At 70.5% G+C, this 24,580-nt stretch carries 24 protein-coding genes and 1 tRNA gene; 17 read left to right on the top strand and 8 right to left on the bottom strand.

What is annotated here, in order from left to right; genetic code table 11:
• Nucleotides 1-46 precede the first annotated feature (46 nt).
• Both DEJ06_RS08435 and DEJ06_RS08430 read left to right on the top strand, forming a co-directional pair.
• A complete protein-coding gene (locus DEJ06_RS08435) occupies nucleotides 47-1,213 on the top strand; it encodes a cell wall metabolism sensor histidine kinase WalK (RefSeq protein ID WP_071404724.1) in 1,167 nt (388 codons plus the stop codon).
• Nucleotides 1,210-1,890: a response regulator transcription factor gene (locus tag DEJ06_RS08430; protein WP_027466611.1), complete on the top strand. Its 681-nt coding sequence runs from the start codon at nucleotides 1,210-1,212 to the stop codon at nucleotides 1,888-1,890. The genes DEJ06_RS08435 and DEJ06_RS08430 overlap by 4 nt, the downstream gene beginning before the upstream one ends.
• Before the next feature lie 96 nt (nucleotides 1,891-1,986).
• On the opposite strand, the gene DEJ06_RS18245 is transcribed toward DEJ06_RS08430, so the two are convergent.
• Complete coding sequence (locus tag DEJ06_RS18245; RefSeq protein WP_128780543.1) at nucleotides 1,987-2,643, bottom strand: hypothetical protein; 657 nt, start codon at nucleotides 2,641-2,643, stop codon at nucleotides 1,987-1,989.
• Between the two features lie 141 nt (nucleotides 2,644-2,784).
• On the opposite strand from DEJ06_RS18245, the gene DEJ06_RS08420 reads away from it, so the two are divergent.
• The 4 genes from DEJ06_RS08420 (at nucleotide 2,785) to rlmB (ending at nucleotide 7,027) form a co-directional block, all read left to right on the top strand.
• Nucleotides 2,785-3,267 (top strand): CarD family transcriptional regulator, encoded by a 483-nt coding sequence (locus DEJ06_RS08420; protein ID WP_017888066.1) that lies wholly within the window; start codon nucleotides 2,785-2,787, stop codon nucleotides 3,265-3,267.
• Nucleotides 3,268-3,328: 61 nt separating this feature from the next.
• Complete coding sequence (ispD, locus tag DEJ06_RS08415) at nucleotides 3,329-4,546, top strand: 2-C-methyl-D-erythritol 4-phosphate cytidylyltransferase (RefSeq protein ID WP_111039025.1); 1,218 nt, start codon at nucleotides 3,329-3,331, stop codon at nucleotides 4,544-4,546.
• A gap of 32 nt (nucleotides 4,547-4,578) precedes the next feature.
• On the top strand, nucleotides 4,579-5,988 hold the full coding sequence (gene cysS, locus DEJ06_RS08410) for a cysteine--tRNA ligase (RefSeq protein WP_111039024.1): 1,410 nt from the start codon (nucleotides 4,579-4,581) through the stop codon (nucleotides 5,986-5,988).
• 28 nt (nucleotides 5,989-6,016) lie between these two features.
• Nucleotides 6,017-7,027, top strand: coding sequence for a 23S rRNA (guanosine(2251)-2'-O)-methyltransferase RlmB (gene rlmB / locus DEJ06_RS08405; protein WP_027466607.1), 1,011 nt, complete (start codon nucleotides 6,017-6,019; stop codon nucleotides 7,025-7,027).
• A gap of 286 nt (nucleotides 7,028-7,313) precedes the next feature.
• Here rlmB and DEJ06_RS08400 read toward each other — a convergent pair whose 3' ends face one another.
• Entirely contained in the window at nucleotides 7,314-8,630 is a 1,317-nt protein-coding gene (locus DEJ06_RS08400) for a DUF4032 domain-containing protein (protein WP_111024143.1), read from the bottom strand.
• Between the two features lie 84 nt (nucleotides 8,631-8,714).
• Complete coding sequence (locus tag DEJ06_RS08395; RefSeq protein ID WP_071404078.1) at nucleotides 8,715-9,815, bottom strand: ABC transporter ATP-binding protein; 1,101 nt, start codon at nucleotides 9,813-9,815, stop codon at nucleotides 8,715-8,717.
• A 243-nt stretch (nucleotides 9,816-10,058) separates the two neighbouring features.
• On the opposite strand from DEJ06_RS08395, the gene DEJ06_RS08390 reads away from it, so the two are divergent.
• Nucleotides 10,059-10,991 carry a thioredoxin domain-containing protein gene (locus DEJ06_RS08390; RefSeq protein WP_111039023.1) on the top strand — a complete coding sequence of 311 codons (933 nt, stop codon included), beginning with the start codon at nucleotides 10,059-10,061 and terminating at the stop codon, nucleotides 10,989-10,991.
• 103 nt (nucleotides 10,992-11,094) lie between these two features.
• Here DEJ06_RS08390 and DEJ06_RS08385 read toward each other — a convergent pair whose 3' ends face one another.
• Complete coding sequence (locus tag DEJ06_RS08385) at nucleotides 11,095-11,988, bottom strand: neutral zinc metallopeptidase (RefSeq protein WP_111039060.1); 894 nt, start codon at nucleotides 11,986-11,988, stop codon at nucleotides 11,095-11,097.
• Nucleotides 11,989-12,102: 114 nt separating this feature from the next.
• Here DEJ06_RS08385 and DEJ06_RS08380 point away from each other — a divergent pair, with 114 nt between their 5' ends.
• Complete coding sequence (locus DEJ06_RS08380) at nucleotides 12,103-13,245, top strand: glycerol dehydrogenase (RefSeq protein ID WP_111039022.1); 1,143 nt, start codon at nucleotides 12,103-12,105, stop codon at nucleotides 13,243-13,245.
• Nucleotides 13,246-13,290: 45 nt separating this feature from the next.
• Here the strand turns inward: DEJ06_RS08380 and DEJ06_RS08375 are convergent, their stop codons facing one another.
• Nucleotides 13,291-14,094: an NAD(P)H-hydrate epimerase gene (locus DEJ06_RS08375; protein WP_258372458.1), complete on the bottom strand. Its 804-nt coding sequence runs from the start codon at nucleotides 14,092-14,094 to the stop codon at nucleotides 13,291-13,293.
• Here DEJ06_RS08375 and DEJ06_RS08370 point away from each other — a divergent pair.
• Nucleotides 14,093-14,878, top strand: a complete 786-nt coding sequence (locus DEJ06_RS08370; protein WP_111032334.1) for an alpha/beta fold hydrolase — start codon at nucleotides 14,093-14,095, stop codon at nucleotides 14,876-14,878. The two genes, DEJ06_RS08375 and DEJ06_RS08370, sit on opposite strands and share 2 nt — an antisense overlap.
• Before the next feature lie 53 nt (nucleotides 14,879-14,931).
• On the top strand, nucleotides 14,932-15,963 hold the full coding sequence (locus DEJ06_RS08365) for an aldo/keto reductase (RefSeq protein ID WP_111032335.1): 1,032 nt from the start codon (nucleotides 14,932-14,934) through the stop codon (nucleotides 15,961-15,963).
• Between the two features lie 201 nt (nucleotides 15,964-16,164).
• Here DEJ06_RS08365 and DEJ06_RS08360 read toward each other — a convergent pair.
• Nucleotides 16,165-16,240 (bottom strand) — tRNA-Thr (locus DEJ06_RS08360).
• Between the two features lie 37 nt (nucleotides 16,241-16,277).
• On the bottom strand, nucleotides 16,278-16,685 hold the full coding sequence (msrB, locus tag DEJ06_RS08355) for a peptide-methionine (R)-S-oxide reductase MsrB (protein WP_027466599.1): 408 nt from the start codon (nucleotides 16,683-16,685) through the stop codon (nucleotides 16,278-16,280).
• 65 nt (nucleotides 16,686-16,750) lie between these two features.
• Between msrB and DEJ06_RS08350 the strand changes: the two genes are divergently transcribed.
• The 7 genes from DEJ06_RS08350 (at nucleotide 16,751) to DEJ06_RS18040 (ending at nucleotide 22,690) form a co-directional block, all read left to right on the top strand.
• Entirely contained in the window at nucleotides 16,751-17,224 is a 474-nt protein-coding gene (locus DEJ06_RS08350; RefSeq protein ID WP_111039020.1) for a GNAT family N-acetyltransferase, read from the top strand.
• The gene (locus tag DEJ06_RS08345; RefSeq protein WP_111039019.1) at nucleotides 17,224-18,225 is read left to right on the top strand and encodes a DUF2332 family protein; all 1,002 of its coding nucleotides are present in this window, start codon (nucleotides 17,224-17,226) and stop codon (nucleotides 18,223-18,225) included. The genes DEJ06_RS08350 and DEJ06_RS08345 overlap by 1 nt, the downstream gene beginning before the upstream one ends.
• A 96-nt stretch (nucleotides 18,226-18,321) precedes the next feature.
• Complete coding sequence (locus DEJ06_RS08340) at nucleotides 18,322-18,678, top strand: DUF3263 domain-containing protein (RefSeq protein ID WP_258370754.1); 357 nt, start codon at nucleotides 18,322-18,324, stop codon at nucleotides 18,676-18,678.
• Complete coding sequence (locus DEJ06_RS08335) at nucleotides 18,675-19,286, top strand: LytR C-terminal domain-containing protein (RefSeq protein WP_071404071.1); 612 nt, start codon at nucleotides 18,675-18,677, stop codon at nucleotides 19,284-19,286. The genes DEJ06_RS08340 and DEJ06_RS08335 overlap by 4 nt, the downstream gene beginning before the upstream one ends.
• Before the next feature lie 193 nt (nucleotides 19,287-19,479).
• On the top strand, nucleotides 19,480-19,683 hold the full coding sequence (locus DEJ06_RS08330; RefSeq protein WP_017888049.1) for a cold-shock protein: 204 nt from the start codon (nucleotides 19,480-19,482) through the stop codon (nucleotides 19,681-19,683).
• A 257-nt stretch (nucleotides 19,684-19,940) separates the two neighbouring features.
• Nucleotides 19,941-21,563, top strand: coding sequence for a chaperonin GroEL (groL, locus tag DEJ06_RS08325; RefSeq protein ID WP_017888048.1), 1,623 nt, complete (start codon nucleotides 19,941-19,943; stop codon nucleotides 21,561-21,563).
• 611 nt (nucleotides 21,564-22,174) lie between these two features.
• Complete coding sequence (locus DEJ06_RS18040; protein WP_146245819.1) at nucleotides 22,175-22,690, top strand: endonuclease domain-containing protein; 516 nt, start codon at nucleotides 22,175-22,177, stop codon at nucleotides 22,688-22,690.
• A gap of 149 nt (nucleotides 22,691-22,839) precedes the next feature.
• Here the strand turns inward: DEJ06_RS18040 and DEJ06_RS08315 are convergent, their stop codons facing one another.
• Complete coding sequence (locus DEJ06_RS08315; RefSeq protein ID WP_110863081.1) at nucleotides 22,840-24,537, bottom strand: cell wall metabolism sensor histidine kinase WalK; 1,698 nt, start codon at nucleotides 24,535-24,537, stop codon at nucleotides 22,840-22,842.
• Nucleotides 24,538-24,580 lie beyond the last annotated feature (43 nt).

The following is a 24,580-nucleotide window of genomic DNA, read 5'->3' as shown; positions in this document are numbered from 1 at the left end:
GGTGAACGGTACCGGAACCCCGCATGACCATCCCTACACTGGCGGCATGGACAACGCGTGGCTCGTGCCACTGTCGATGCTCCTCGGCGGGGTCTTCGGCGCGGGCGTCGTGGTGCTGATCATCACCGCCGAGCGGACGGCACGTGCTGCCGACGTGGCGGAGCGGACCCTGCCGGACGGCGTCGCAGCGGTCATCGCGACGATGCACAACCCGGCGGTCGTCATCGACCCGTCGAACACCGTCGTCGCGGCATCCCCCCAGGCCCTCACGGCGGGGCTCGTCGTGCGCCGGCGCCTGGTGCACCACGAACTGCTCGAGCTCATCGACCGGGTGCGCAAGAGCGGGGAGATGGGGTCGGAGGACCTCGAGCTGCCGCGTGGCCGCCACGGGGAGCTCATCGGCTACCTCAGCTTCCGTGCCGCCCAGCTCGGCAACCGGTACGTCCTGCTCACGGCGGACGACCTGACCGAGAGCCGGCGCATCGACGAGGTCCGCCGCGACTTCGTCGCCAATATCTCGCACGAGCTGAAGACGCCGATCGGCGCCATCGGCCTGCTGTCCGAGACCCTCGTCCTCGCCGCCGACGACCCCGTGCACGTGAAGAAGTTCGCCGCGCAGCTCATCACCGAGTCCGAGCGGCTCGGAGCGCTGACGAAGGACATCATCGAGCTGTCCCGGCTGCAGTCCGTCGACGCCCTCGAGAACAGCGAGGAGACCGGCATCGACAAGATCGTGCAGGCCGCCATCGACGCGAACGAGGTCGTCGCCCGCGCCCGCTCGATCGAGATCATCCGTGCCAAGAAGTCGAAGCTGCGGGTGATGGGCGACCGGGGGCTGCTGCAGGTCGCGGTGTCGAACCTCATCGCCAACGCGGTGAAGTACTCGCCGGACAACACCCGCGTCGGTGTGGGCGTCCGGTCGTCGAAGGGCTTCGTCGAGATCGCGATCACCGACCAGGGCGTCGGCATCCCCGAGGCCGACCTCGACCGCGTCTTCGAACGGTTCTACCGTGTCGATCCCGCACGGTCGCGCGCCACCGGGGGCACCGGCCTCGGGCTCGCGATCGTCAAGCACGTCGTCAGCAACCACGGTGGTGACGTGCGCGTCTGGTCGCAGCCCGGCAAGGGCTCGACCTTCACCATCCGTCTGCCCGAGGCAGATCCCGAACTGACCACAGCACTCGAAGAGCAACTGGAAGAGCAGCCATCGTGACCAAGATCCTCATCGTCGACGACGAGCCGGCCCTGAGCGAGCCCCTGGAGTTCCTGCTGCAGCGTGAGGGGTACGAGACCTCCGTCGCTGCCGACGGCGTCACCGCGCTGTCGAAGTTCGACGCGGAGAACCCCGACCTGGTGCTCCTCGACCTCATGCTGCCGGGCCTGAGCGGCACCGAGGTGTGCCGGCAGATCCGGACCCGGTCGAACGCGCCGATCATCATGCTGACCGCGAAGGACTCGGAGGTGGACATCGTCGTCGGGCTCGAGCTCGGCGCCGACGACTACGTGACGAAGCCGTACTCAACCCGGGAGCTCCTGGCCCGGATCCGTGCCGTGCTCCGTCGCCGGACCGAGGACGACCCGGCGGACAGCGGGATCCTGCAGGTCGGCGGCATCCGGATGGACGTCGAGCGGCACACGGTGTCGGTCGACGGGTCCGAGACCCCGATGCCGCTCAAGGAGTTCGAGCTCCTCGAGCTGCTGCTCCGGAACGCCGGCCGTGTGCTGACCCGCGGGCAGCTCATCGACCGGGTGTGGGGTTCCGACTACTTCGGCGACACCAAGACCCTCGACGTGCACATCAAGCGCATCCGCTCGAAGATCGAGCGGGTCCCGTCGACCCCCGAGATCCTGGTGACGGTCCGCGGTCTCGGGTACCGCATCGAGGCCTGAGACGGACGGACAGGAGGCCCGGTGCGAGTCCCTGGGACTCGCACCGGGCCTCCTGTGCGAACGGCTCGGGCGCGGTGTCAGCCTCGCCCGTCGGCGTCAGTTGGTGCCGTTGTCGCCCTCGGACGAATCCGTCTGCGAGTCGGTCGGCTGCGTGCCGGGCACGGCCTCGCCGGTCGACTGTGCGCCGCTCTCGGACGGGGACGTCGAGGTGGGCGTCGGGGTCGGGCTCGGCGCGAGGGTCTGGTACTCCTCCTGCGAGCTCGTCAGCACCGGCACGTTGGCCGAGGTGCCCTCGGCGTCGGGGTAGCTGAAGTAGACCTTCACGAGCGAACCGGGCTTGGCGTCCGCGTTGTCGAACACGATCGGCTCGGCGTCACCGGCGGTCGTGCCCTGCGTGGTGTCGCCCTCTTGCACGCTCGACTCGTCGTCGCTGCCCGCACCAGCGGCCATGGCGAGGTCGACGTGGGTGTTCGCCGGCACGTCGACGGTCTGGGTGTCGCCGCCGATCTCGATCGAGACGGTGTAGTCGTCCTGGTCGTCGTTGTTCACGAGCGTGCCGATGAAGCGGGCGCTCTCACCGTCGTCCGAGATCAGGAGGGCGTTCCGCACGTCGACCTTGCCGGTCGAGACGTCCACGCCGTCGGTGATCTGCTTGATGTCGACGGTGTGGGCCGGCGACATGAACTCGCACCCGGTGGCGCCGAGCGCGATGGTTGCCGCAACGGCGACGGACACGAGTACCCGAGGTCGCAAGAGATTCCTCCGTAAGTCACGATGGAGACCGGGCGGTCCCCGCGCCCATCCTAGCGATCACCGGGAGGGGTGAGCGTTGAGGGTCCCCTTACCGGAACGGCCCTTGTGGTAAACTGGATGTCTGGGAACGGAGCCTGATACATGCAATTCGAGGTCGGCGAGACCGTCGTCTACCCCCATCACGGGGCGGCAACCATCTCTGAAGTCAAGACTCGCGTCATCAAGGGCGAGGAAAAGGTCTACCTGAAACTGCGGGTGACGCAGGGTGACCTGACGATCGAGGTCCCGGCGGACAACGTCGACCTGGTCGGCGTCCGCGACGTGATCGGCAAGGAAGGACTCGACAAGGTGTTCGAGGTCCTCCGGGCACCGTTCACGGAAGAGCCCACCAACTGGTCACGCCGCTACAAGGCGAACCTCGAGAAGCTCGCTTCCGGTGACGTCATCAAGGTGTCCGAGGTCGTCCGCGACCTCTGGCGGCGCGATCAGGACCGCGGGCTCTCCGCGGGTGAGAAGCGGATGCTGGCCAAGGCCCGGCAGATCCTCATCTCCGAGCTCGCGCTGGCCGAGAAGACCGACGAGGACAAGGCATCGACCGTCCTCGACGAGGTCCTGGCTTCCTGAGCCTGACGACAGCGCACTGAACACGACAGCACGAACGACGACCGCACGGTTCCCCGAAGGGGTGGACCGGGCGGTCGTCGTCGTTGCGGCCGGCTCCGGCACCCGGCTCGGCATCGGGACCGCGAAGGCGTTCGTGCCCGTGGCCGGTGCGCTGATGCTCGCGCGGGCGCTCGAACCCCTGTTCGCGCTGCCGTCACCGACGCTCGTCGTCGTGGTCGCACCCGCGTCGCACCTGGACGAGTGCCGGCAGGTGGTCGGTTCGGTCGCGGGTGCTGCGGTCGCGTACACGGCCGTCGTCGCCGGAGGCACGGATCGCCACGGTTCGGTCGAGGCCGGCCTGGCCGTCCTGCCGGACTCCGTCACCACGGTGCTCGTGCACGACGCGGCGCGGTGCCTCACGCCCGCGGCACAGTTCTCGCGGGTGTTCGGCGCCGTCGCCGCCGGTGACGGTGCGGGCGTCGTGCCGGCGCTCCCCGTCACGGACACGGTCAAGCGGGTCGACGGTGACGTCGTCGTCGAGACCGTCGACCGTGCGGCGCTCGTCGGGGTGCAGACGCCGCAGGGCTTCCCGCTCGCGGCACTGCGGCAGGCCTACGCGGTGTCGTCGCAGTCCGAGACGGACGACGCCGGGGTGTTCCAGGCCGTCGGGGGCACCGTGCGGTTCGTGCCGGGTGACGCCGACGCCTTCAAGATCACGACGCCGTGGGACCTCGGCCGGGCTGAGTCGATCGTGCGGGCGCGGACAGAAGCTGGTGCTGGTGCTGGTGCTGGTGCTGGTGCGGCGGGTGCGAGCCAGGCCGACGCCGTCGTCGCGGTCCGACTCGGGCTCGGGGTCGACGTGCACGCCTTCGACGACGCCTCGCCCTGCCGCGTGGGGCTGCTCGACTTCCCCGGCGAACCCGGTCTCTCCGGGCACAGCGACGGTGACGCGGTGGCGCACGCGGTGTGCGACGCCCTGCTCTCCGCCGGGGGCCTCGGCGACATCGGCGGACGCTTCGGCACCGCCGACCCGCAGTACGCCGGCGCCACGGGCGACGTGTTCGTGCGCGGCGCGGTCGCGCTGCTCGCCGACGCCGGGCTCGTGCCGGTGTCCGTCACCGTGCAGGTCATCGGCAACCGGCCGCGCATCGGTCGTCGCCGCGACGAGATGCAGGACGCCCTGTCCGCGGTCGTCGGTGCGCCCGTCGCCGTGTCCGGCACGACGACCGACGGGCTCGGGTTCACCGGCCGTGGCGAAGGGCTCGCGGCGATCGCCACGGCACTCGTGCGTCCCTCCTGAAACCGCGGCCCCGTGCCGATTAGGGTTGAGGCGTGACCGTTCGCCTCTACGACTCCCGCGCCGCAGCCGTCGTCGACCTCGTGCCCCTGGTCGACGGACACGTGAGCGTCTACGTCTGTGGCCCGACGGTGCAGTCGTCGCCGCACATCGGGCACCTGCGGTCCGCGCTCGTCTACGACATCTGGCGTCGGTGGCTCACCCACCGTGGGTACCGGGTGACCCTGGTGCGCAACGTCACCGACATCGACGACAAGGTCCTCGACCTGGCTGCAGGCACGGACGAGGAGTGGTTCGCCCGCGCCTACCGGGTCGAGCTCGAGTTCACGGCCGCGTACAACGCCCTCGGCATCCTGCCCCCGACCTACGAGCCCCGCGCCACCGCGAGCGTGCCGCAGATGCACGAGATCATCCAGCGCCTCATCGACCGCGGGCACGCCTACGCCGCCGACGACGGCTCGGGTGACGTCTACTTCGACACCGGCAGCTGGGCCGACTACGGGGTGCTCACCCGGCAGCGGCGCGAGGACATGGTCGAGGCCGCCGACGCCGATCCGCGTGGCAAGCGCGACGCCCGTGACTTCGCGCTCTGGAAGGGTGCGAAGCCCGGCGAGCCGTCGACGGCCAACTGGGACTCCCCGTGGGGCGCCGGCCGTCCGGGCTGGCACATCGAGTGCTCGGCGATGTCGCGCCGGTACCTCGGCCCGGCGTTCGACATCCACGGCGGCGGGCTCGACCTGCGCTTCCCGCACCACGAGAACGAGCTGGCGCAGTCCACGGCCGCCGGGGACCCGTTCGCGTCCTACTGGCTGCACAACGGCCTGGTGACCGTCGAGGGCCAGAAGATGTCGAAGTCGCTCGGCAACTCGATCTTCGCGGCGGACTTCCTCGGATCCGCCCGTCCCGCCGTCGTGCGCTACTTCCTCGGTGCCGCCCACTACCGCTCGTCGATCGACCACCACGAGGGGTCCCTGACCGAGGCCGAGGCGGCGTACGACCGCATCGCCGGGTTCCTCGAGCGCGCCGAGACCCGGCTCGAGGGTGTCCACCTCGCCGACGCCCCGGCCGTGCCCGAGGCCTTCGCCGCGGCCATGGACGACGACCTCTCCGTGCCCCAGGCCCTGGCCGTGCTGCACGAGACCGTGCGCACCGGCAACGCCGCCCTGGACGCCGACGATGCGGAAACGCTCGGGACCGCGTACCATCAGGTGGCTGCGATGGTGGAGGTGCTCGGCATCGACCCGCGAGCCGCCCACTGGTCGGGCGGCGGCCACGACACCTCGGCAGGCCCGCTCGCCGCCCTCGTCGAACGCCTCGTGCAGGAGCGCGCGGACGCCAGGGCAGCACGGGACTTCACCGCGGCCGACCGCGTGCGCGACGACCTCGCCGCCGCGGGCATCACGATCGAGGACACGCCGTCCGGAACACGCTGGAGCATCGCCTGAACACGGCAGTGCCGAACAGGAGCTACGCATGAAGAACGTCTCGGGAAGCAAGAAGGGTCGGCCCGGCGCCGTCCGCACCGGTCGCAAGGGCAACAAGCAGGTCGGCTCCGGCGGACAGGGCGCCCAGGCGCTCGAGGGTCGCAAGCCGACCCCGAAGGCCGAGGACCGCCCGTACCACCCCGCCGGCAAGCGCAAGGCCGCGAAGGACCGCTTCGAGGCGGCCAAGGGCCGTCACGGTTCCTCGAGCACCCCGCAGGGTCGCACGGGCCGTCCGCCGGCACGCAAGACCGACGACTCCGAGCTGGTGACCGGGCGCAACTCCGTGCTCGAGGCCCTGCGCACGAAGACCCCGTCGTCGACGCTCTACATCGCGTCGCGCATCGAGGTCGACGACCGCGTGAAGGAGATCCTCGCGCTCGCCAACCACCGTGGCGTGCCGATCATCGAGCTCATGCGTCCCGAGCTCGACCGCATCACCGGACACGACAGCGTGCACCAGGGCGTCGCCCTGAAGGTCCCGGCGTACCAGTACGCCGTGTCCGAGGACATCGTCGAGCAGGCGTTCTCGCGCGACCAGGTCCCGCTGCTCGTCGCGCTCGACGGCATCACGGACCCCCGCAACCTCGGCGCGATCATCCGCTCGACCGCGGCGTTCGGCGGACACGGTGTCATCGTGCCGCAGCGTCGTTCGGTCGGCGTGACGGCATCGGCGTGGAAGACCTCGGCCGGTGCCGCGGCACGCACCCCCGTCGCGATGGCCCCGAACCTCACGCAGACCCTGAAGTCGCTCAAGTCGATGGGCCTGTTCGTCCTCGGCTTGGACGGCGACGGTGACGTGGAGCTCGACGGCCTCGAGCTCGCGGACCGCCCGATCGTGATCGTCGTCGGTTCCGAGGGCAAGGGCCTGTCGCGCCTGGTCACCGAGACCTGCGACGCCATCGTGTCGATCCCGATCTCGAGCGCCACCGAGTCCCTGAACGCCGGCATCGCCGCGAGCGTCACCCTGTGGGAGGTCGCGCGGCGCCGTCGCACCGCGTAGCCCCAGCACTTCGTGAGCAGGAATGGTCGCCTCCCCGAGCGGGAGGCGACCATTCCTGCTCACGGTGGCAGGCGGGGTCGGGCGTGACGGCCTGGAGGGCCGGTGCCGGTCTCCGGGACCCGCGCCGGGCCTCCAGGCGGTCGCGTTGCCGACCCCCGAACGGTCAGGACACGTCGGCTGGTGCCCGCCGTGTGGTCACGAGTCGTCGCTGCGCGACGCCGCAGACGACGGTCTGCGACCGGTCGGCGCCCACCCGGCGGGGTGTCGTGACCGAGCGGAGACCGCGTCAGACCGTGGCGCGCCAGTCGTCGACGTCGTCGGACTCGTCGGACTCGTCGGCGTCGTCGTCGTCCAGCACCGGGATCGGCACGGTGATCGACGAGGTCGGCGGATTGATGAGCAGGCGCTCGTCGCGACGGTGTCGGAGCACGTCGTTGATGTAGGCGGTCGTGGCCTCGGGCAGCGAGACGGAACGCTCCTCTTGCTGGGACATGAACCAGCGGTGCTCGAGCAGCTCGTGGAACACCTCGGCGGGTTCGAGCCGACCGCGCAGGTCACGGGGGATCGAGCGGACGACGGGCTCGAAGACCCGCGAGACCCACTCGTGTGCCACCATCTCCTCGTCGAGTTCGTCACGGCCGTTGCGGGCACGGTACGAGTCGAGGTCGTTGAGCAGGCGCCGGGCCTGGTTCTCGCCGGCGTCGAGCCCGGTGAGGCGCAGCAGTCGGCGCTGGTGGTGCCCGGCGTCGACGACCTTCGGCTGGATCCGGACCTGCGAGCCGCCCTCGGTCGTGTGGATCGAGAGTTCCTCGATGTCGAAGCCGAGCTCGTTCAGGCGCTCCACGCGGTCGTTGATGCGCCAGCGTTCCTTGATGTCGAACTGCTCGGTGCCGGTGAGCTCGGTCCAGAGCGTCCGGTACTGGGCGACGATGCGGTTCGACACGTCCACGGGGTCGGCGTTCTCGTCGAGTCGCCCGCCGGCCTCGAGGTCGAGCAGCTCGCCGGCGATGTTCACGCGGGCGACCTCGAGGTCGTTCTCGCGCTGACCGTTCGACAGCCCGCCGGGGTAGAGCTTGCCGGTCTCGGCGTCGACCAGGTACGCGGCGAAGGCGCCGGCGTCGCGACGGAACAGCGTGTTCGACAGGGACACGTCGCCCCAGTAGAACCCGATGACGTGCAGGCGGACGAGCAGCAGCGCGAGGGCGTCGACCAGACGGGTGGCGGTCTCCGGGCGCAGCGTCTGCGAGTACAGCGCGCGGTAGGGCAGTGAGAACCGCAGGTGGCGGGTCACGAGCACGGGGTGCAGGGGTTCACCGTCGGCGTCGACGCGGTTCGTGATGACCGCGACCGGGTCCACGCACGGCACGTCCATCCGCTGCAGGGTCCGGAGCATCTCGTACTCGGACCGGGCGACCTCTTCGCCGGTCTCCTTCACCGCGGCGACGTACCCGCTCAGGTGCACGAACCGCACGAGGTGCCGCGAGATGCCCTTCGGCAGCGCGACGATCGTGTCGTCGGGCCAGTCGGCGAGCGGCAGGTCCCACGGCAGGTCGAGCAGGCCGGGGTCGACGGTGGCGGCGGTGATGGACATCGAGTCGGGCACGGTGGTTCCTCTGGTGTCGGGGACAGCCGAGAGCCCGCGTCCGCCCTTGTGAGGCGGGCGCGGGCTCTCGGGGGAGTGCGCTGGTTACGCGCTGACGACGGCCTTGTCGTCGAGGCGGTCGCCCGACTCGGTGTCGAAGGCGTGGACGTGGCCCTGCTTCGGCGTGATGACGATCGTGTCACCGATCGACGGGTGCGCACGACCGTCGACACGGGCGACGATGTCGGCGCGCTGGCCGTTCACGTCGGCGTGACCGTAGAGGTAGCCGTCGGCGCCGAGCTCCTCGACGACGTCGACCGTGACGGGCAGGCCCTCGCCGGTCTGCGACACGATGACGTCCTCGGGCCGGATGCCGACCGTGATCTGTGCGGCACGGGCGTTCGACAGGGTGTCGCGGTCGATCGCGTGGTTGAGCGTGCCGAACTTGATGCCGCCCTCGATGACGTCGGCGGGCAGCAGGTTCATGGCCGGCGAACCGATGAAGCCGGCGACGAACACGTTGTTCGGCTTCTCGTACAGGTCGCGCGGGGTGCCGACCTGCTGCAGGATGCCGTCCTTGAGCACCGCGATGCGGTCACCCATGGTGAGGGCCTCGGTCTGGTCGTGCGTGACGTAGACCGTGGTGACGCCGAGACGACGCTGCAGCGACGCGATCTGCGTGCGGGTCTGGACGCGGAGCTTGGCGTCGAGGTTCGACAGCGGCTCGTCCATGAGGAACACCTGCGGCTGACGGACGATCGCACGGCCCATCGCGACGCGCTGACGCTGACCACCGGAGAGCGCCTTCGGCTTGCGCCCCAGGTAGTCCTCGAGGTCGAGGAGCTTGGCGGCTTCCTGCACGCGGGTGGCGCGCTCTTCCTTGCCGACGCCGGCGATCTTGAGCGCGAAGCCCATGTTCTCGGCGACGGTCATGTGCGGGTACAGCGCGTAGTTCTGGAACACCATCGCGATGTCGCGGTCCTTCGGCGGGACGTCCGTGACGTCGCGGTCGCCGATGCGGATCTGACCGGAGTTGACCTCTTCGAGGCCGGCCAGCATGCGGAGCGAGGTGGACTTGCCGCAGCCCGAGGGGCCGACGAGGACGAGGAACTCGCCGTCGGCGACGTCCAGGTCGAGGGAGTCGACCGCGGGACGGTTGCCTCCGGGGTAGAGACGGGTTGCCTTGTCATAGGTGACGGACGCCATGAGCGTTCGGTCCTTCCTTCACCGGCAGGTACGTGCCGGACGATCCGAGTGAAGCGGTGTGCCCGTACGGGCCCCGGACAGTCGCCGTCGACTGTCGAGGTTCATACAACACGAGTTCACCCGGGTGCGCCAGTGTTTTCCCCCTTGGTCGGCGGCTTCCCAGAGCGCCCCACTACAATCGCCGGGTCCGTCCGCCGAGCAGGGGAACGCCGAGCGGACACCGATCAGGAGGACGACGCACCGATGAACAACCGCCCCGAGGGTGCCGCCCGCGCCGCGCGGAACGAGCGCCGTGAAGCCGCCCGCCAGCGAGCCCAGCGTGCCCGGACCCAGCAGAAGCGACGCCAGCGGGGTGTCCGGCTCGGCCTGCAGATCGGGCTTGGGGTCGTGCTCCTCGCCGCCGCGACGATCGTCACGCTCGTGCTGGTCGACTCCGTGAAGCCCGCCGGCCCCGGCCCGTCGACCATGTCGCAGGGCGGCATCACCATCGGGCAGGACCTGAAGCCCGTCGCGGCGTCGGCGTCCGGATCGGCTTCCGCTTCGCCGAGCAGCGCCGCGACCGACGGCGCCGGCACCGTCCGGATCACCCTGTACGTCGACTACCTCTGCCCGGGCTGCGGCCAGTTCGAGCGGGCGAACGGCGACTACATCAAGGACCTCGTCGACTCCGGTGCGGCCACGGTCGACATCCACCCGGTCGCGGTCCTGTCGAACCGCTCGCAGGGCACGAAGTACTCCCTCCGTGCCGCGAACGCCGCCGCCTGCGTCGCCGAGCACTCCCCGAACCAGTTCTACGCGGTGAACCAGGCGCTCTTCGCGAAGCAGCCGGACGAGGGCACCCCTGGTCTGACCGACGCGGAGCTCACCGACGTCGTCACGGGCGTGCAGGGGCTGCAGGAACGGAGCGCCGTCCGGAGCTGCATCGCCGACCAGGACTACGCCAAGTGGGTGGACGAGCAGACGACGGCGGTGTCCGACGGCACGATCCCCGGGTCGACGCTCAAGGAGTTCCCCGGCACGCCGCTCGTGCTCGTGAACGGGCAGCGCTACGAGCTGACCTCCCCGGTCACGAACGACGACTTCCGCACCTTCGTGGTGACGGCCGCCGGGGCGACCGACGCCACCCCGACGCCCACGCCGAGCGCGACCCCGACGCCCACGCCGACCAAGCGCTGACGGCCGGACGAGCGCTGACGTCTGAACGAGCGCTGACGCGCTGCCCACGGACGGGAGGCCCGGTGCCAGCTGGCACCGGGCCTCCCGTGGTTCGACGGTGCGGCTACAGGGCCGAACCCGGGATGCTCAGGGTGTCGCAGCTCGTCGCGCCCTGCTGGTAGCCCCGCAGGAACCAGCGCTGGCGCTGCTCGCTCGACCCGTGCGTGAACGAGTCCGGGTCGACGCGGCCGGTCGCGCGCTCTTGGATGCTGTCGTCGCCCACGGCGCTCGCCGCCGACAGGGCGTCGGTGATCTGGGAGCGGGTGATCGGTTCGAAGAAGGTCTCGCCGTTCGCGTCCTTCGTCGTGGCGGCGTCGCCGACCCAGGCCCCGGCGTAGCAGTCCGCCTGCAGCTCGACGCGGACACTCCCCGACGACGCACCCGTGCCGGAGCGGTCGGTGTTCGCGAACGACCCCTGCAGCTGCTGGATGTGGTGGCCCCACTCGTGTGCGACGACGTACATCTGCGCGAGCGGACCGCCGGACGAGCCGTACTGCGACTGCAGGTCGTCGTAGAACGCGGTGTCCAGGAAGACCGCACGGTCCGGCGGGCAGTAGAACGGGCCGGTCGCGGCCGAGGCCTGCCCGCACGAGGTGTCGGTGGAGTCCTGGAACAGGAAGAACTCCGGTGCCGTGTACGAGATGCCGAGCGATCGCGCCTCGGATGTCCAGTAGGCGTCGAGCGACTCGGCCGCGCCCTCCATCCGGCACTCGACGCGCAGGTTGGCGTCGCGCCCGGTCCGGCACTCGGCGGCGGCGTCGACGGATTCGCCCTCCTGCTGGATCGTCGTCAGGCCGTTGCCGCCGCCGACGATCCCGCTCAGGTCGAAGCCGGTGAACTGCGCGATCAGGAACACCACGATGGCGCCGACGCCCACGGCGCCTCCGCCGATCGCCGTGGTGCGACCCCGCCGCTTGACCTTGCCGCCCCGGAGTTGGGAGTCGTCGTTGAACGTCATGATCCCGAACCTACCGATCAGCACCTCCCGATCAGCGGCCCCGCGTACCGTCGGCGGCGTCGGCCACCCCGACACCTGTCGTACACCTGTCGGACAACCGGAAGGAGCCGCACGATGGCCACTCCCATCAGCACCGTGATGAGCCCCGCCCGCTACGTCCAGGGCAAGGACGCGATCACCCGCGTCGGCGAGTTCATCGCCCCGATCGGCAAGCGGCCCCTGATCGTCGCCGACGACGTGGTCTGGGGCATCGTCGAGACCGCCGTCTCCGAGAGCTTCCGGTCCGCCGACCTGGCCGTGGAGCGTGTCGGGTTCGGCCGCTTCGCCACCCCCGAGGCCGTCGACGAGCTCGTCGAGCAGATCCGCGCGAAGGACGCCGACGTCATCGTGGGGCTCGGCGGTGGCTCCGCGATCGACGCCGCGAAGGCCGCCGGGCACCTCGCCGGCATCCGGTGGGCCAGCGTGCCGACGGCTGCGTCCACCGACGCCCCGACCTCGGCGCTCGCCGTCATCTACACCGCCGAGGGCGAGTTCATCGAGTACCGCTTCTTCCCGCACAACCCGGATCTGGTGCTCATCGACACCCGGCTCGTCGCCAACGCGCCGGTGCAGTTCCTGGTCGCGGGCATCGGGGACGCGCTGGCGACCTGGGTCGAGGCCCGTGCCGCGAAGCGCGCCAACGCCGACACCATGGCCGGCGGCCTGCAGACCCAGACCGGCGTCGCGCTCGCCGAGCTGTCGTGGAAGCTCCTGCACGAGAACGCCCTGCAGGCCATCGAGGCCGTCAAGGCCAAGGTCGTCACCCCGGCGCTCGAGAAGGTCGTCGAGGCGAACACGCTGCTGTCCGGCCTGGGCTTCGAGTCCGGTGGGCTCGCCGCCGCCCACGCGATCCACAACGGGCTGACTGCGGCGCCGCAGGCGCACGGCCTGGCCCACGGGCAGAAGGTGAACATCGGGACGATCGCGCAGCTGGTGCTCGAGGGCGCCCCGGCCGAGGAGATCGAGGACTTCGTCGTCTTCACCACGAAGGTCGGCCTGCCGAACACCCTGACCGAGATCGGCCTGACGGTGGACGACCGTGACGTGCTGCGCGCCGTGGCCGAGGCCGCGACGGTGGAGGGCGAGACCATCCACAACATGCCGTTCCCGGTGACGCCCGAGCTCGTGGTCGACGCCCTGGTCGCCATCGAGGGCATCGCACGCAGCGTCCGCGCCGAGCACGGTCTGCCGGAGCCCGTGCTGTACGAGCACCACTGACGTTCGAGCAGCACTGACGTTCGAGCAGCACTGACGGGCGAGGGATCAGGTGCGGATCAGCGGCTCCATCGTCGCCAGATCCGCACCGATCCCGACGTCGACGAGTTCGATCCGGCCGGCGAGGGTGGCGGCGGGTCCGGTCAACAGGCCGGCCTTCACGCCGCCGAAGGTGACGGTGACGTCGGCGTGCAGGACGTGGTCGTCCGCGACGCCGCCGGTGTCCACGTCGATGCCGCTCGGCACGTCCACCGCGACCACGAACGGCGCACGCTGGTCGCGGGCGAGCTCACGGATGGCGTCCACGACCTCCCGCGCGGGGGACCGAAGTGCGTTCGCGCCGTGCACCCCGATGCCGAGGATGCCGTCGAGCACCAGGTCTGTCTCGAGCGCCGCCTCGGTCGCGACGTCCGCCAGGCGTTCGCCGTCGCTCCGGCCGGCGGCCCGCAGGATGTCCGCCGCCCCGCCCGCGTTCGGTCCCGAGGCGCCGGACGGGCCGTCCAGCAGACGCGCGCCGGCGTCCAGCGCCGCTGCCAGGCCGGCCTCGTGGACACGGGAGCCGACGCGCAGGACCGCCACGTGCCTCCCGGCCGCTGCCAGGCGCGCGCCCGCGAACAGGGCGTCACCGCCGTTGTCGCCGCTGCCGGCGAGCACGAGGACGGATCCCGGCCCGTCGACCGGCCGCACGGCCGGGTCGTCCAGCAGGTCGCCCACGATGCGCGCGAGCCCGTCGGCGGCCCGTTGCATCAGGGGTTCCCCCGCGTCGAGGTGGGGGCGTTCCGCCGCCCGGATCTGATCGCCGCCGTAGCCGTCCATGGCCACCACACTGCCCCGATACGCTTGAGAGGACATGTCACTCGTCCCCGAAGCGCCCCGCCCCCGGTTCGTGATGTCGCCCGACGGGCTGCGACTCGCGACCTACGACTTCGGCGACCCCGACGCCCCGGCCGTCATCGCGGTGCACGGCTTCGCCTCCGGTGCGGTGCTCAACTGGCACGCCTCGGGCTGGACGCGGCACCTGGTCCGTGCCGGGTACCGGGTCGTGGCACTCGACCAGCGCGGGCACGGCGCGAGCGCGAAGCCGCACGACCCGGGTGCCTACTCGATGGACCTGCTCGTCGCCGACGTCACCACGGTCATCGACACGTACCTGCTCGACGACGTCGCGTACCTCGGGTACTCGCTCGGCGCCCGCGTCGGCTGGCACACCGCCGAACGCCTGCCCGGCCGGATCTCGCGCGCGGTGTTCGGCGGGATCCCGGACGCCGACCCCATGCGTCGCGTCCGCGTCGACCAGGCGAAGGCGTACATCGCCGACGGCACCCCCATCGAGGACCGCGTCACCAACGGCTACCTGACGATGGCGGGCAACGTCGAGGGCAACGACCTCGGCGCGCTCGTGGCCATGGTCGAGGGGATGCGGAACAGCATCGAGCCGACCCCGGAGAACGCCCCGGCGCAGCCGCTCCTGATCGCCGCGGGCAGCGAGGACGGCATCCGCGACAGCGCGGTCCGGCTCGCCGAGGCCGCGCCGGACGCCACCTTCTTCGAGATCCCGGGGCGCAACCACTTCAACGCCCCGACCTCGCGGCCGTTCCGCGAAGCAGCGCTGCGGTTCCTGTCCGCCCCGCGCTGAGGGGTACTCGTGGGTCCCCTCGGTCGGGCGGCACCGGGCGTACCGTCCCCGCCATGGACTACAGACTCCTCGGCAACAGCGGGACATCGGTGTCGACGCTGACCCTCGGCACCATGACGTTCGGCAGCGAAGCCGACGAACCCACCTCACACGCCATCCTCGACGCCTTCGTGGCCGCCGGTGGCACGCTCGTCGACACGGCGGACGTCTACTCCGGCAACGAGTCCGAGCGGATCATCGGCCGCTGGCTCGCAGCACACCCCACCGAGGCCGCACAGGTCGTCCTCGCCACCAAGGGCCGGTTCCCGCAGGGCGACGGCCCGAACGACCTCGGCCTGTCCCGACGACACCTGCGCGTGGCCCTCGACGCCTCGCTCGAGCGGCTCGGCGTCGACCACATCGACCTGTACCAGATGCACGCGTGGGACGCCCTGACCCCCATCGACGAGACCCTGCGGTTCCTCGACGACGCCGTGTCCGCCGGCAAGATCGGCTCCTACGGGTTCTCGAACTACCTCGGCTACCAGGTCACCAAGGCCGTCTACGAGGCGAAGGCCCACGGCTGGGCACCGCCCGTCACCCTGCAGCCGCAGTACAACCTGCTCGTCCGCGACATCGAGCACGAGGTCGTGCCCGCCTGCCTCGACGCCGGCATCGGCCTGCTGCCCTGGTCGCCCCTGGCCGGCGGCTGGCTCTCCGGCAAGTACCAGCGCGACGAGGCCCCGTCCGGCGCCACCCGCCTGGGCGAGAACCCGCAGCGCGGCATGGAGGCGTGGGAAGCCCGCAACGGTGACGAGCGCACGTGGGAGGTGCTCGACGCCGTCTCCGAGGTGGCCGACGCCCACGACGCGTCGAAGTCGCAGGTCGCGCTCGCCTGGCTGCTGGCCCGCCCCGCGGTCACGAGCGTGATCCTCGGTGTCCGCACCCTGTCGCAGCTCGAGGACAACCTCGGTGCCGCGGACCTGGTGCTCACCGACGACGAACTCGCCCGACTGACCGACGCCAGCGCTCCCCGCATCGACGACTACCCCTACGGCACGGCCGGCGTCGCGCAGCGGGAGCGGAAGATCACCGGCGGGCGCTGAGCGGACAGGACCCCGGCGCGTTCGTGCACATCGTGCGGATTTCCGCGGATGTGGGGTCAGGGTGTGGACGCGCGGGTCGGTGAGGTGTCATCCTCGTCGCACGACCGGCTGGTTACCGCGTCCAGCGCCCGGAACGCCCCCTGATCCGCGTTCCGTGTGCCGATGCCCCGGGCGAGACTTCGCCCGGGGCATCGCTTCGTCTGGGGCCGGCAGCGGGACTTGAACCCGCAACCCCCGTATTACAAGTACGGTGCGCTACCAATTGCGCCATGCCGGCTGACGCCGCTCATCCTACCGGTGAGGGCGTCCGGGGCTCACTCGCCCGACTTCTCCGAGAAGTTCAGGGAGATCGAGTTCATGCAGTACCGGTCACCCGTGGGGGTGCCGAACCCGTCCGGGAACACGTGGCCCAGGTGCGAACCGCAGTTCGCGCACCGGACCTCGGTGCGGGCCATGCCGAGGGAGTTGTCCTCGATGAGCTGCACGGCGTCCGGGTTCACCGACTCGTAGAACGACGGCCAGCCACAGCCGGAGTCGAACTTCGTGCCGCTCTTGAACAGCTCCGCGTTGCAGGCCGCACAGGTGTAGACGCCGGCACGCTCCTCGTCGAGGAGTTCACCGGTCCACGGTCGTTCGGTCCCCGCCTGGCGGAGGACGGCGTACTGGTCTGGGGAGAGCTCCTCGCGCCACTGGGCGTCGGACTTGTCGACGTTGTATGCCATTGGTTCCTCCTGCTTCCGGCCGGGCTCTTCCGGGCACTCCCGACCACTTCACTAAACTCGCCACGATGTCCGAGCATTCCGTGCACCACGCCCGCTGGACCCGTCTGACGACGGACGAACTGTACGGCATCGTGGTTCTGCGCAACCGCGTGTTCGCGCTCGAGCAGCGGGTCACCGCCGAGGACTTCGACGGCCGTGACCGCGAGCCCGACACCGAGCACTGGTGGTTCGGCACGGACACCGATGCGGTTGGGTACCTGCGGCTCATCCGCCCGGCGGCCGACGAGGTCCACCCCGACGGCGCGGCGCCGCCGGCGTGGGTGATCGGCCGCGTCGCGACCGACCCGGAGCACCGTGGACAGGGGATCGCCGGTCGGCTCGTCGCCGCCGTCCTCGACCAACACGGGCACGACCCGTTCGTCCTGCACGCCCAGGAGTACGTCGCCGCCCTGTACGAGCGGTACGGCTTCGTGCGGTTCGGGGAGCCGTACGACGAGGCCGGCATCCGACACGTCGGCATGCACCGGCCCGGACGCTGATGGACACCCGCGCCCGGTACGACGCGTACGCCGACCGCATCCAGGCGGTCTCGCCGTCGTACGCGGCCTGGGCACGGTCGCTCGACGACTCCCTCGTCGCGCTCCTCGCCGAGGTCCCCGAGCAGCAGCGGCAGCCGGAACTGTTCTTCGCGGTCGCGCGGCAGCTGGGCGCGGACCCGTCGGACCCGGGTGCGCTGCGCGCGCTCGGCATGGAGGCCCGCCCCGCGCTGGTCACGGCCCTCGCCTCCGCCACGGTGCAGGCCAACGACCCGCAGCGGCTCGCCCCGGTCGTTCCGCTGTTCGCGGCGCTCGCCGAACGGTCCGCGCGTCCGCTCGGCCTGGTCGACGCCGGGGCCGCCGCCGGACTGTGCTCGATCCCGGACCGGGTGACCCTGGACTACCGCGTCGGTTCCGGGGCCGCAGTCCTCCGGATGCACACGGCGGTCGCCGAGCCCTCGGTCCGGCTCGTCGCGGACGCAACCGGGGCCGTCCCCACTCCCGCGACCGTCCCGATCAGGGTCGGCGCCCGGGTGGCCCTCGACCCGAACCCGATCGACCTGTCGGTCCCCGGTGCGTTCGACCGGCTGGTCGAGGCCGTCCCGCCCGAGGCGTCGGACCGGACCGCCCTGATGCGGGCGGCGGCGTCCGCGACGCTCACCGTGCCTCCAGTCCGGATCCGGGGCGCGCTGCCCGGCGACCTCGACCGTGCACTGGACGCCCTGCCGGACGACGTCGAACCGGTCGTCCTGACCACCGGGACCCTGGTCTACGTGCCGGGCGCGGACCGGCAGCGGTTCGTCGACGGGATCCGAGCGCGAGGCGTGCACTGGATCGCCCTCGAACGCACCGGGATCCTGCGCGGGGTGGCGGCGACGCTGCCCGACGACGTCGATGCGGCGGATCCGGACTCGTTCGCGACGGTCTCGCTCGACGGGGTCGCGGTGGCCCTCTCCGACCCGTTCGGTCGGCGTGTGCGCTGGTTCCGCGCGCCGAACCTGTGACCGGTGTTCGCGACAGTCCAGCGCCGTGCCAGGGTCCGGATCGACTCCACCCCTACGATGTGCGAGACCCGTTACCCGACCGTGATCGGAACCGCAGTGACCAGCCCCACCGACGAACGCAGCGTCGACGAGCTCAGTGCTGACGAGCTGCGTGCTGACCAGCTCGGTGCTGACCAGCTCAGTGAGCTCGCGAAGCACGTGCTGACGTTCGAGCAGGACCGGGCACGGCACGACCGCACGAAGGAAGCGGAGATCCGGGTGGAGTTCGAGATGTCGGCGGCGCGCTACTACCAGGTGCTGAACCGCGTGATCGACTCGCCCGCGGCACTCGCGTACGACCCGCAGCTCGTCAGCCGGCTGCAGCGGCTCCGTCACGCGCGCACCAGCGCCCGGGCGACGCGCAGCTTCGTCGCGCCCGGTGCGGCTCCCGAAGGACGTGAAGAGGAACGATGAGCACGAGATTCCCCCGAGACCGGTTCGACGACGTCGCCGACGGCCCGCGGGTCGGTGCGCACCGCGGTGCCCAGCGTCGCGGCCGTGGCTGGATCGCCTTCGCCTGGGCGGCGCTCGCCACCGGTGTGCTCGTCGGCATCGGGGTGCTCGTCCTCGCGCTGCTGAACGGCAGCTACTCCTTCAACAGCTCGGATTCCCCCTCGGCCTCCACGTCGGCGTCCGCCACCGCGAAGCCCTCGGCGACGTCCAAGCCGTCCGCGTCCTCGTCGGCTGGTTCGGGCTCCGCAGGGTCGGGGTCGGGCAGCGCTGCGGCCGCGACGCCGGCGCAGCAGGGCACCACCACCGTCGTCGTCCTGAACGGCACGACCACCACGGGCCTCGCCAGCCGGGCGAGTGCGGCGCTGACCGGCGCCGGCTGGCAGGTCGCCTCCACCGGTGACGCCGGCACGACGGGCTCCACGTCGACGATCGTCTACTACCAGCAGGCGTCGCAGGCGGCGGTCGCGCAGGGCATCGCGAAGCAGCTCGGCGTCACGGCCGTGCAGCAGTCGGCAGCGTTCCCGAACGCCGACGTGAGCGTCGTCCTCGGCGCCGACTACACCGGCTGATCGGTCGTTCTGCGGGCCGTCGCGCCGCGTTTTCCGCGCATTGTGTGACGGCCGTGTTTCGAGCACGTTGATTTCTGACGGAATCGACGTGAAACAACGTCACACCTCTTGCCTCATCGGACGGGTTCGGTCAGAGTCCCATGCAGACGACGATCACGTCGTTCCGCACTGCAGTACCAGGGAGCAAGAGATCATGGCCAACGGAACCGTGAAGTGGTTCAACGCTGAAAAGGGCTTCGGCTTCATCACCGTGGATGGAGGGGGCCAGGACGTGTTCGTGCACTACTCGGCCATCGACATGTCGGGTTACAAGGTCCTCGAGGAGGGCCAGGCCGTCGTCTTCGACGTCGGCACCGGGTCGAAGGGCCCGCAGGCAGAGTCCGTCCGCCCCGCCTGAGCAGCACCACTTCCAGAACGCGCCGTCCCGTCAGGGGCGGCGCGTTCGTCGTGTGCGGGGACGGTGACCGGCGCGGGGAGCGCGACCGCGGCGGTGGTGCGGGGTCCACCGGACGCGACGTGTCCTGGGAAGTCGTCACGAGCCTCCCGACTGTGTTGCACTCACACCCGGCGAGTGCCAGAATCGGCGTTGGCACTCGCTCACGCTGAGTGCCAGCACGACCCCCAAGACGACGTCCGGGAGGGACGAAAAACCACATGGCTAAGATCATTGCTTTCGACGAGGAGGCCCGCCGTGGCCTCGAGCGCGGCCTGAACCAGCTGGCCGACGCCGTGAAGGTGACGCTCGGCCCGCGCGGCCGCAACGTCGTCCTCGAGAAGAAGTGGGGCGCCCCCACGATCACGAACGACGGTGTCTCCATCGCCAAGGAGATCGAGCTCGACGACCCGTACGAGAAGATCGGTGCGGAGCTCGTCAAGGAGGTCGCCAAGAAGACCGACGACGTCGCCGGTGACGGTACGACCACCGCGACCGTCCTCGCCCAGGCGCTCGTCCGCGAAGGCCTCCGCAACGTCGCCGCCGGTGCCGACCCCGTGTCGCTCAAGCGCGGCATCGAGAAGGCCGTCGCCGCCGTCTCCGACCAGCTCCTCGCCAACGCGAAGGACATCGAGACCAAGGACCAGATCGCCGCGACCGCGTCGATCTCGGCCGCTGACCCGACCATCGGCGCGCTCATCGCCGAGGCCATCGACAAGGTCGGCAAGGAAGGTGTCGTCACCGTCGAGGAGTCGAACACCTTCGGCACCGAGCTCGAGCTCACCGAGGGCATGCGCTTCGACAAGGGCTACCTGTCGCAGTACTTCGTCACCGACCCCGAGCGTCAGGAAGCCGTCTTCGAGGACGCCTACATCCTGATCGTCAACTCGAAGATCTCGAACATCAAGGACCTCCTGCCGGTCGTCGACAAGGTGATCCAGGCGGGCAAGCAGCTCCTGATCATCGCCGAGGACGTCGACGGCGAGGCCCTGGCCACGCTCGTCGTGAACAAGATCCGCGGCATCTTCAAGTCCGTCGCCGTCAAGGCCCCGGGCTTCGGCGACCGCCGCAAGGCCATGCTGCAGGACATCGCGATCCTCACCGGTGGCCAGGTCATCTCGGAAGAGGTCGGCCTCAAGCTCGAGAACGCGACGCTCGACCTGCTCGGTCGTGCCCGCAAGGTCGTCATCACCAAGGACGAGACCACGATCGTCGAGGGTGCCGGCGACGCCGAGCAGATCGCCGGCCGTGTCCGCCAGATCCGTGCCGAGATCGAGGCGACCGACTCCGACTACGACCGCGAGAAGCTCCAGGAGCGCCTCGCGAAGCTCGCCGGTGGCGTCGCCGTCATCAAGGCGGGTGCCGCGACCGAGGTCGAGCTCAAGGAGCGCAAGCACCGCATCGAGGACGCCGTCCGCAACGCGAAGGCTGCCGTCGAAGAGGGCATCGTCGCCGGTGGTGGCGTCGCCCTCATCCAGGCCGGTGCCGTCGCACTCGAGGCCCTCGAGCTCGAGGGTGACGAGGCGACCGGTGCGAACATCGTCCGCGTGGCCATCGACGCGCCGCTCAAGCAGATCGCGCTGAACGCCGGTCTCGAGCCGGGCGTCGTCGCCGCCAAGGTCCGCGAGCTCGAGTCGGGTTGGGGCCTCAACGCCGCGACCGGCGAGTACGTCGACCTGATCGCCGCCGGCATCATCGACCCCGCCAAGGTCACGCGTTCGGCGCTGCAGAACGCTGCGTCGATCGCCGGTCTGTTCCTGACCACCGAGGTCGTCGTCGCCGAGAAGCCCGAGCGCACCCCCGCTGCTCCGGCTGGCGACCCGACGGGTGGCATGGACTTCTAAGTCCGCCTGACGGAAGGGCCCCGCACGCTGAGCGTGTGGGGCCCTTTTGTGTGTGCGGGTCGGGCCGGTTGGGCCGAGATCGCACGATCTGCCGCTTCGCGGAGGCCGTCCCGGCAGTTTGTGCGACCACGGCGTGCTGGAGACGGCATGTTGCGCGATCAGCATGAAGCGCACAGGAGGCCCGGCACCGGTCGTTCTCCACAGATGCGCTCCCGAGGGGGTCGCGTGGGCAGCCGGGTCGCGACACTCGGGACATGCCGAAGCCTCGTCCGCTCCCTGAGACGCTCGACTCCGCCGGCTTCCTGGTCCGTGACGCCATCGGGTTCGGCGTCGATCCGGGTCGTCTCCGTCGACGTGATCTCGTCCGTCCCGTGCATGGCGTCCGGTCGACCGACGCCACGATGTCGATCGTCGCGGCAGTCGGCCTGGTGCTCCGTCCGGACCAGTACCTGAGCCACACGACGGCCGCCGCGCTGTGGGGAGCACCGCTCCCGCACGGTGCCGAAGTCCCCGTCCACGTCACGACCGACGGAACCGGCCCGGTGATGCGACGTCCACAGGTCAAAGGACACCGTCGCCGGTCCGGAGCTACCAGCTGCGAGCGGCAGGGGATGCGGCTCAGCACTCCAGAGCTTGCGTGGCGGGAGTGCGCCGGTCTGCTCAGCGTGCAGCAACTCGTCGCGGTGGGCGATTTCCTGGTGGGCAAGAGCGGACTCTGCACGATCGACACGCTCGCCAAGAGCATCGTGCCCGGATCTCGGTGGATCGCGGTCGCTCGTGCCGCGATCGCGCGGGTGCGCGTCGGTGCCGAGTCACCGATGGAGACCTGGCTTCGGCTCGCCGTGGTGGACGCGGGCTTCCCCGAGCCGGAACTGCAGGTCGAGGTGACGGATCACCACGGCCGGTTCCTCGGACGCGTGGACATGGCCTGGCCGGAACGTCGGATCGCGTTGGAGTACGACGGCGATCACCACCGCGAGCAGGATGTCTTCCAGTACGACCAGCGGCGTGACAACGGTATGGCGGTCAACGGCTGGCTCGTCCTGCATGCGACGCGGGCTGATGCCGCTCGCCCTGCTGTGCTGTTCGAGCGTCTGCGCCAGGCCTTCGTCTCGCGCTCGTCGTGACGTCGGCGGGTTGTCCCTCCGAAGGGTCCGACGCTTGCTTGCGGCGGTCGCACAACACGCCGTGCGTTCGTCACCCAGGTCGCACGTTGCGCCGTGAGAGCGCGGGATGGGCGGCAGTTAGCGCTACCTCGAGCAGCGGCCCGCGCGGGTCAGGCGGCGAAGTCGCGGGGGAGCAGGGGGAGCCAGACGCGGAAGGTGGCGCCGCCGCCCTCGGTGTCGAAGACCTCGACGGAGCCGTGGTGCGCCGCGACGATGCCGGACACGATGGCGAGCCCGAGGCCCGAACCGCCGGTGTCACGGGCGCGGGAGGTGTCCGCACGCCAGAAGCGCTGGAAGATCTTCTCGCGCAGCTGCGGCGGGATGCCCTCACCGTGGTCGATCACGTCGAGGTGTGCCATGCCGCGCTCGTCGTCCACGCCGATGCCGATCTCGATCGGGTCGTCGTTCGCCGTGAACCGCATGGCGTTGCCCATCAGGTTCGTGACGATCTGGCGGATCTTGTTCTCTTCCGCCAGGACGATCGGCGGGCGCTTCGGCAGCACGACCGTGGGCAGCGGGGTGGTCTCGTCGGTCGGTGCGGCACCGGCGTCGATGTTCATGGCGCGGGTCCGACGGGCCCGCAGACGCGCGATGGTCTGGCGCGAGAACGCGATCGGCCCGGTGGTGTTCGCAGAGGTGGGCGACACAGGCGGTGCTTCGCCGGAGTCCGGAGAGCCGATGGACGACGACGACGCCGATGGGCGCACGGCCTGGGGCACGCTCTCGCCGGTCAGGGAGTCCTCGACGAGGACCTGGATCTCGCGGTCGGGGTTGGAGGCCATCGTGTCGAGCGCCGAGTCACGGGCGATGGCGACGAGGTCGACCGGGCCGAGCTCGAGCGGCTTCGACTCGTCGATGCGGGCGAGTTGCAGCAGGTCCTGCACGAGCAGGCCCATCCGCTGCGCTTCCTTCTCGATGCGCTCCATCGCCTGGGCGACGTCCTCTTCCTTGCGCAGGGCACCCATCCGGTACAGCTCGGCGTACCCGCGCAGGGACACCAGTGGCGTGCGGAGCTCGTGCGAGGCGTCCCCGACGAACCGGCGCATCTGGGCGATGGTGCGCTCGCGGTCCTCGAACGCGGAGTCGATCCGCTCGAGCATGACGTTGAGGGAGCGGTTGAGGCGGCCGACCTCGGTGTTCGGGGTGTCGGCCTCGAGGCGCTGGTTGAAGTCGCCCGCGGCGAACCGTGCGGCGGTGTCCTCGACGTCGCGCAGCGGGTCGAAGGTCGCGGTGACGAGCAGCCGGGTGAGCATGGCGCCGAGCAGGATGACCGAGGCACCGAACCCGAGGAAGATCGCGGTGAACTTGCCGATCGTCTCGTCGGTACCGGCACTGGAGACCGCGATGAGCACGTAGCCGGTCTCGGTGGTGCCGTCGGACTGGTTCTGCAGCGACGCCGGGATGATCTGCGCACGCCACTCGTGGTTGTGCTGGCTGTCGTAGAGCGAGATGCGCTGGTTCGCCTGCGAGGCCTCGACCAGGGTGGCTTCGCGGACGTCGGGCCGGCTCGACGCCTTCGTCTGGCAGATCCGGTCACCGTCGGCGTCGTACGCGGCGACGTAGGCGCTCTGCGACACCACGACGGACAGCTTGCAGTACTGCTCGCCGTCGCTGATGTTCTGGCCCTCGAGCTGCTCGGTCGTCTGCTTGACCGTGTTGTCGAGCTGCTGCATGAGGTAGGTGGACAGCACCGTCATCGTGCCGAGTCCGGCGACGAGCAATCCGAGCGCGACGAGCAGCACCGTGATCCCGGTGATCTTGGTGCGCAGGGAGATCCCGTCCCACCAGTGGTTCATTCGCGTGTGCATGCTGCCCCAACGATAGACAGCGGCCGCCCGGTGAAACCGGACG

The sequence above is a fragment of the Curtobacterium sp. MCLR17_051 genome (assembly GCF_003234395.1).
Taxonomy (GTDB): domain Bacteria; phylum Actinomycetota; class Actinomycetes; order Actinomycetales; family Microbacteriaceae; genus Curtobacterium; species Curtobacterium flaccumfaciens.
This window is presented reverse-complemented; position numbering and strand designations above follow the sequence as displayed.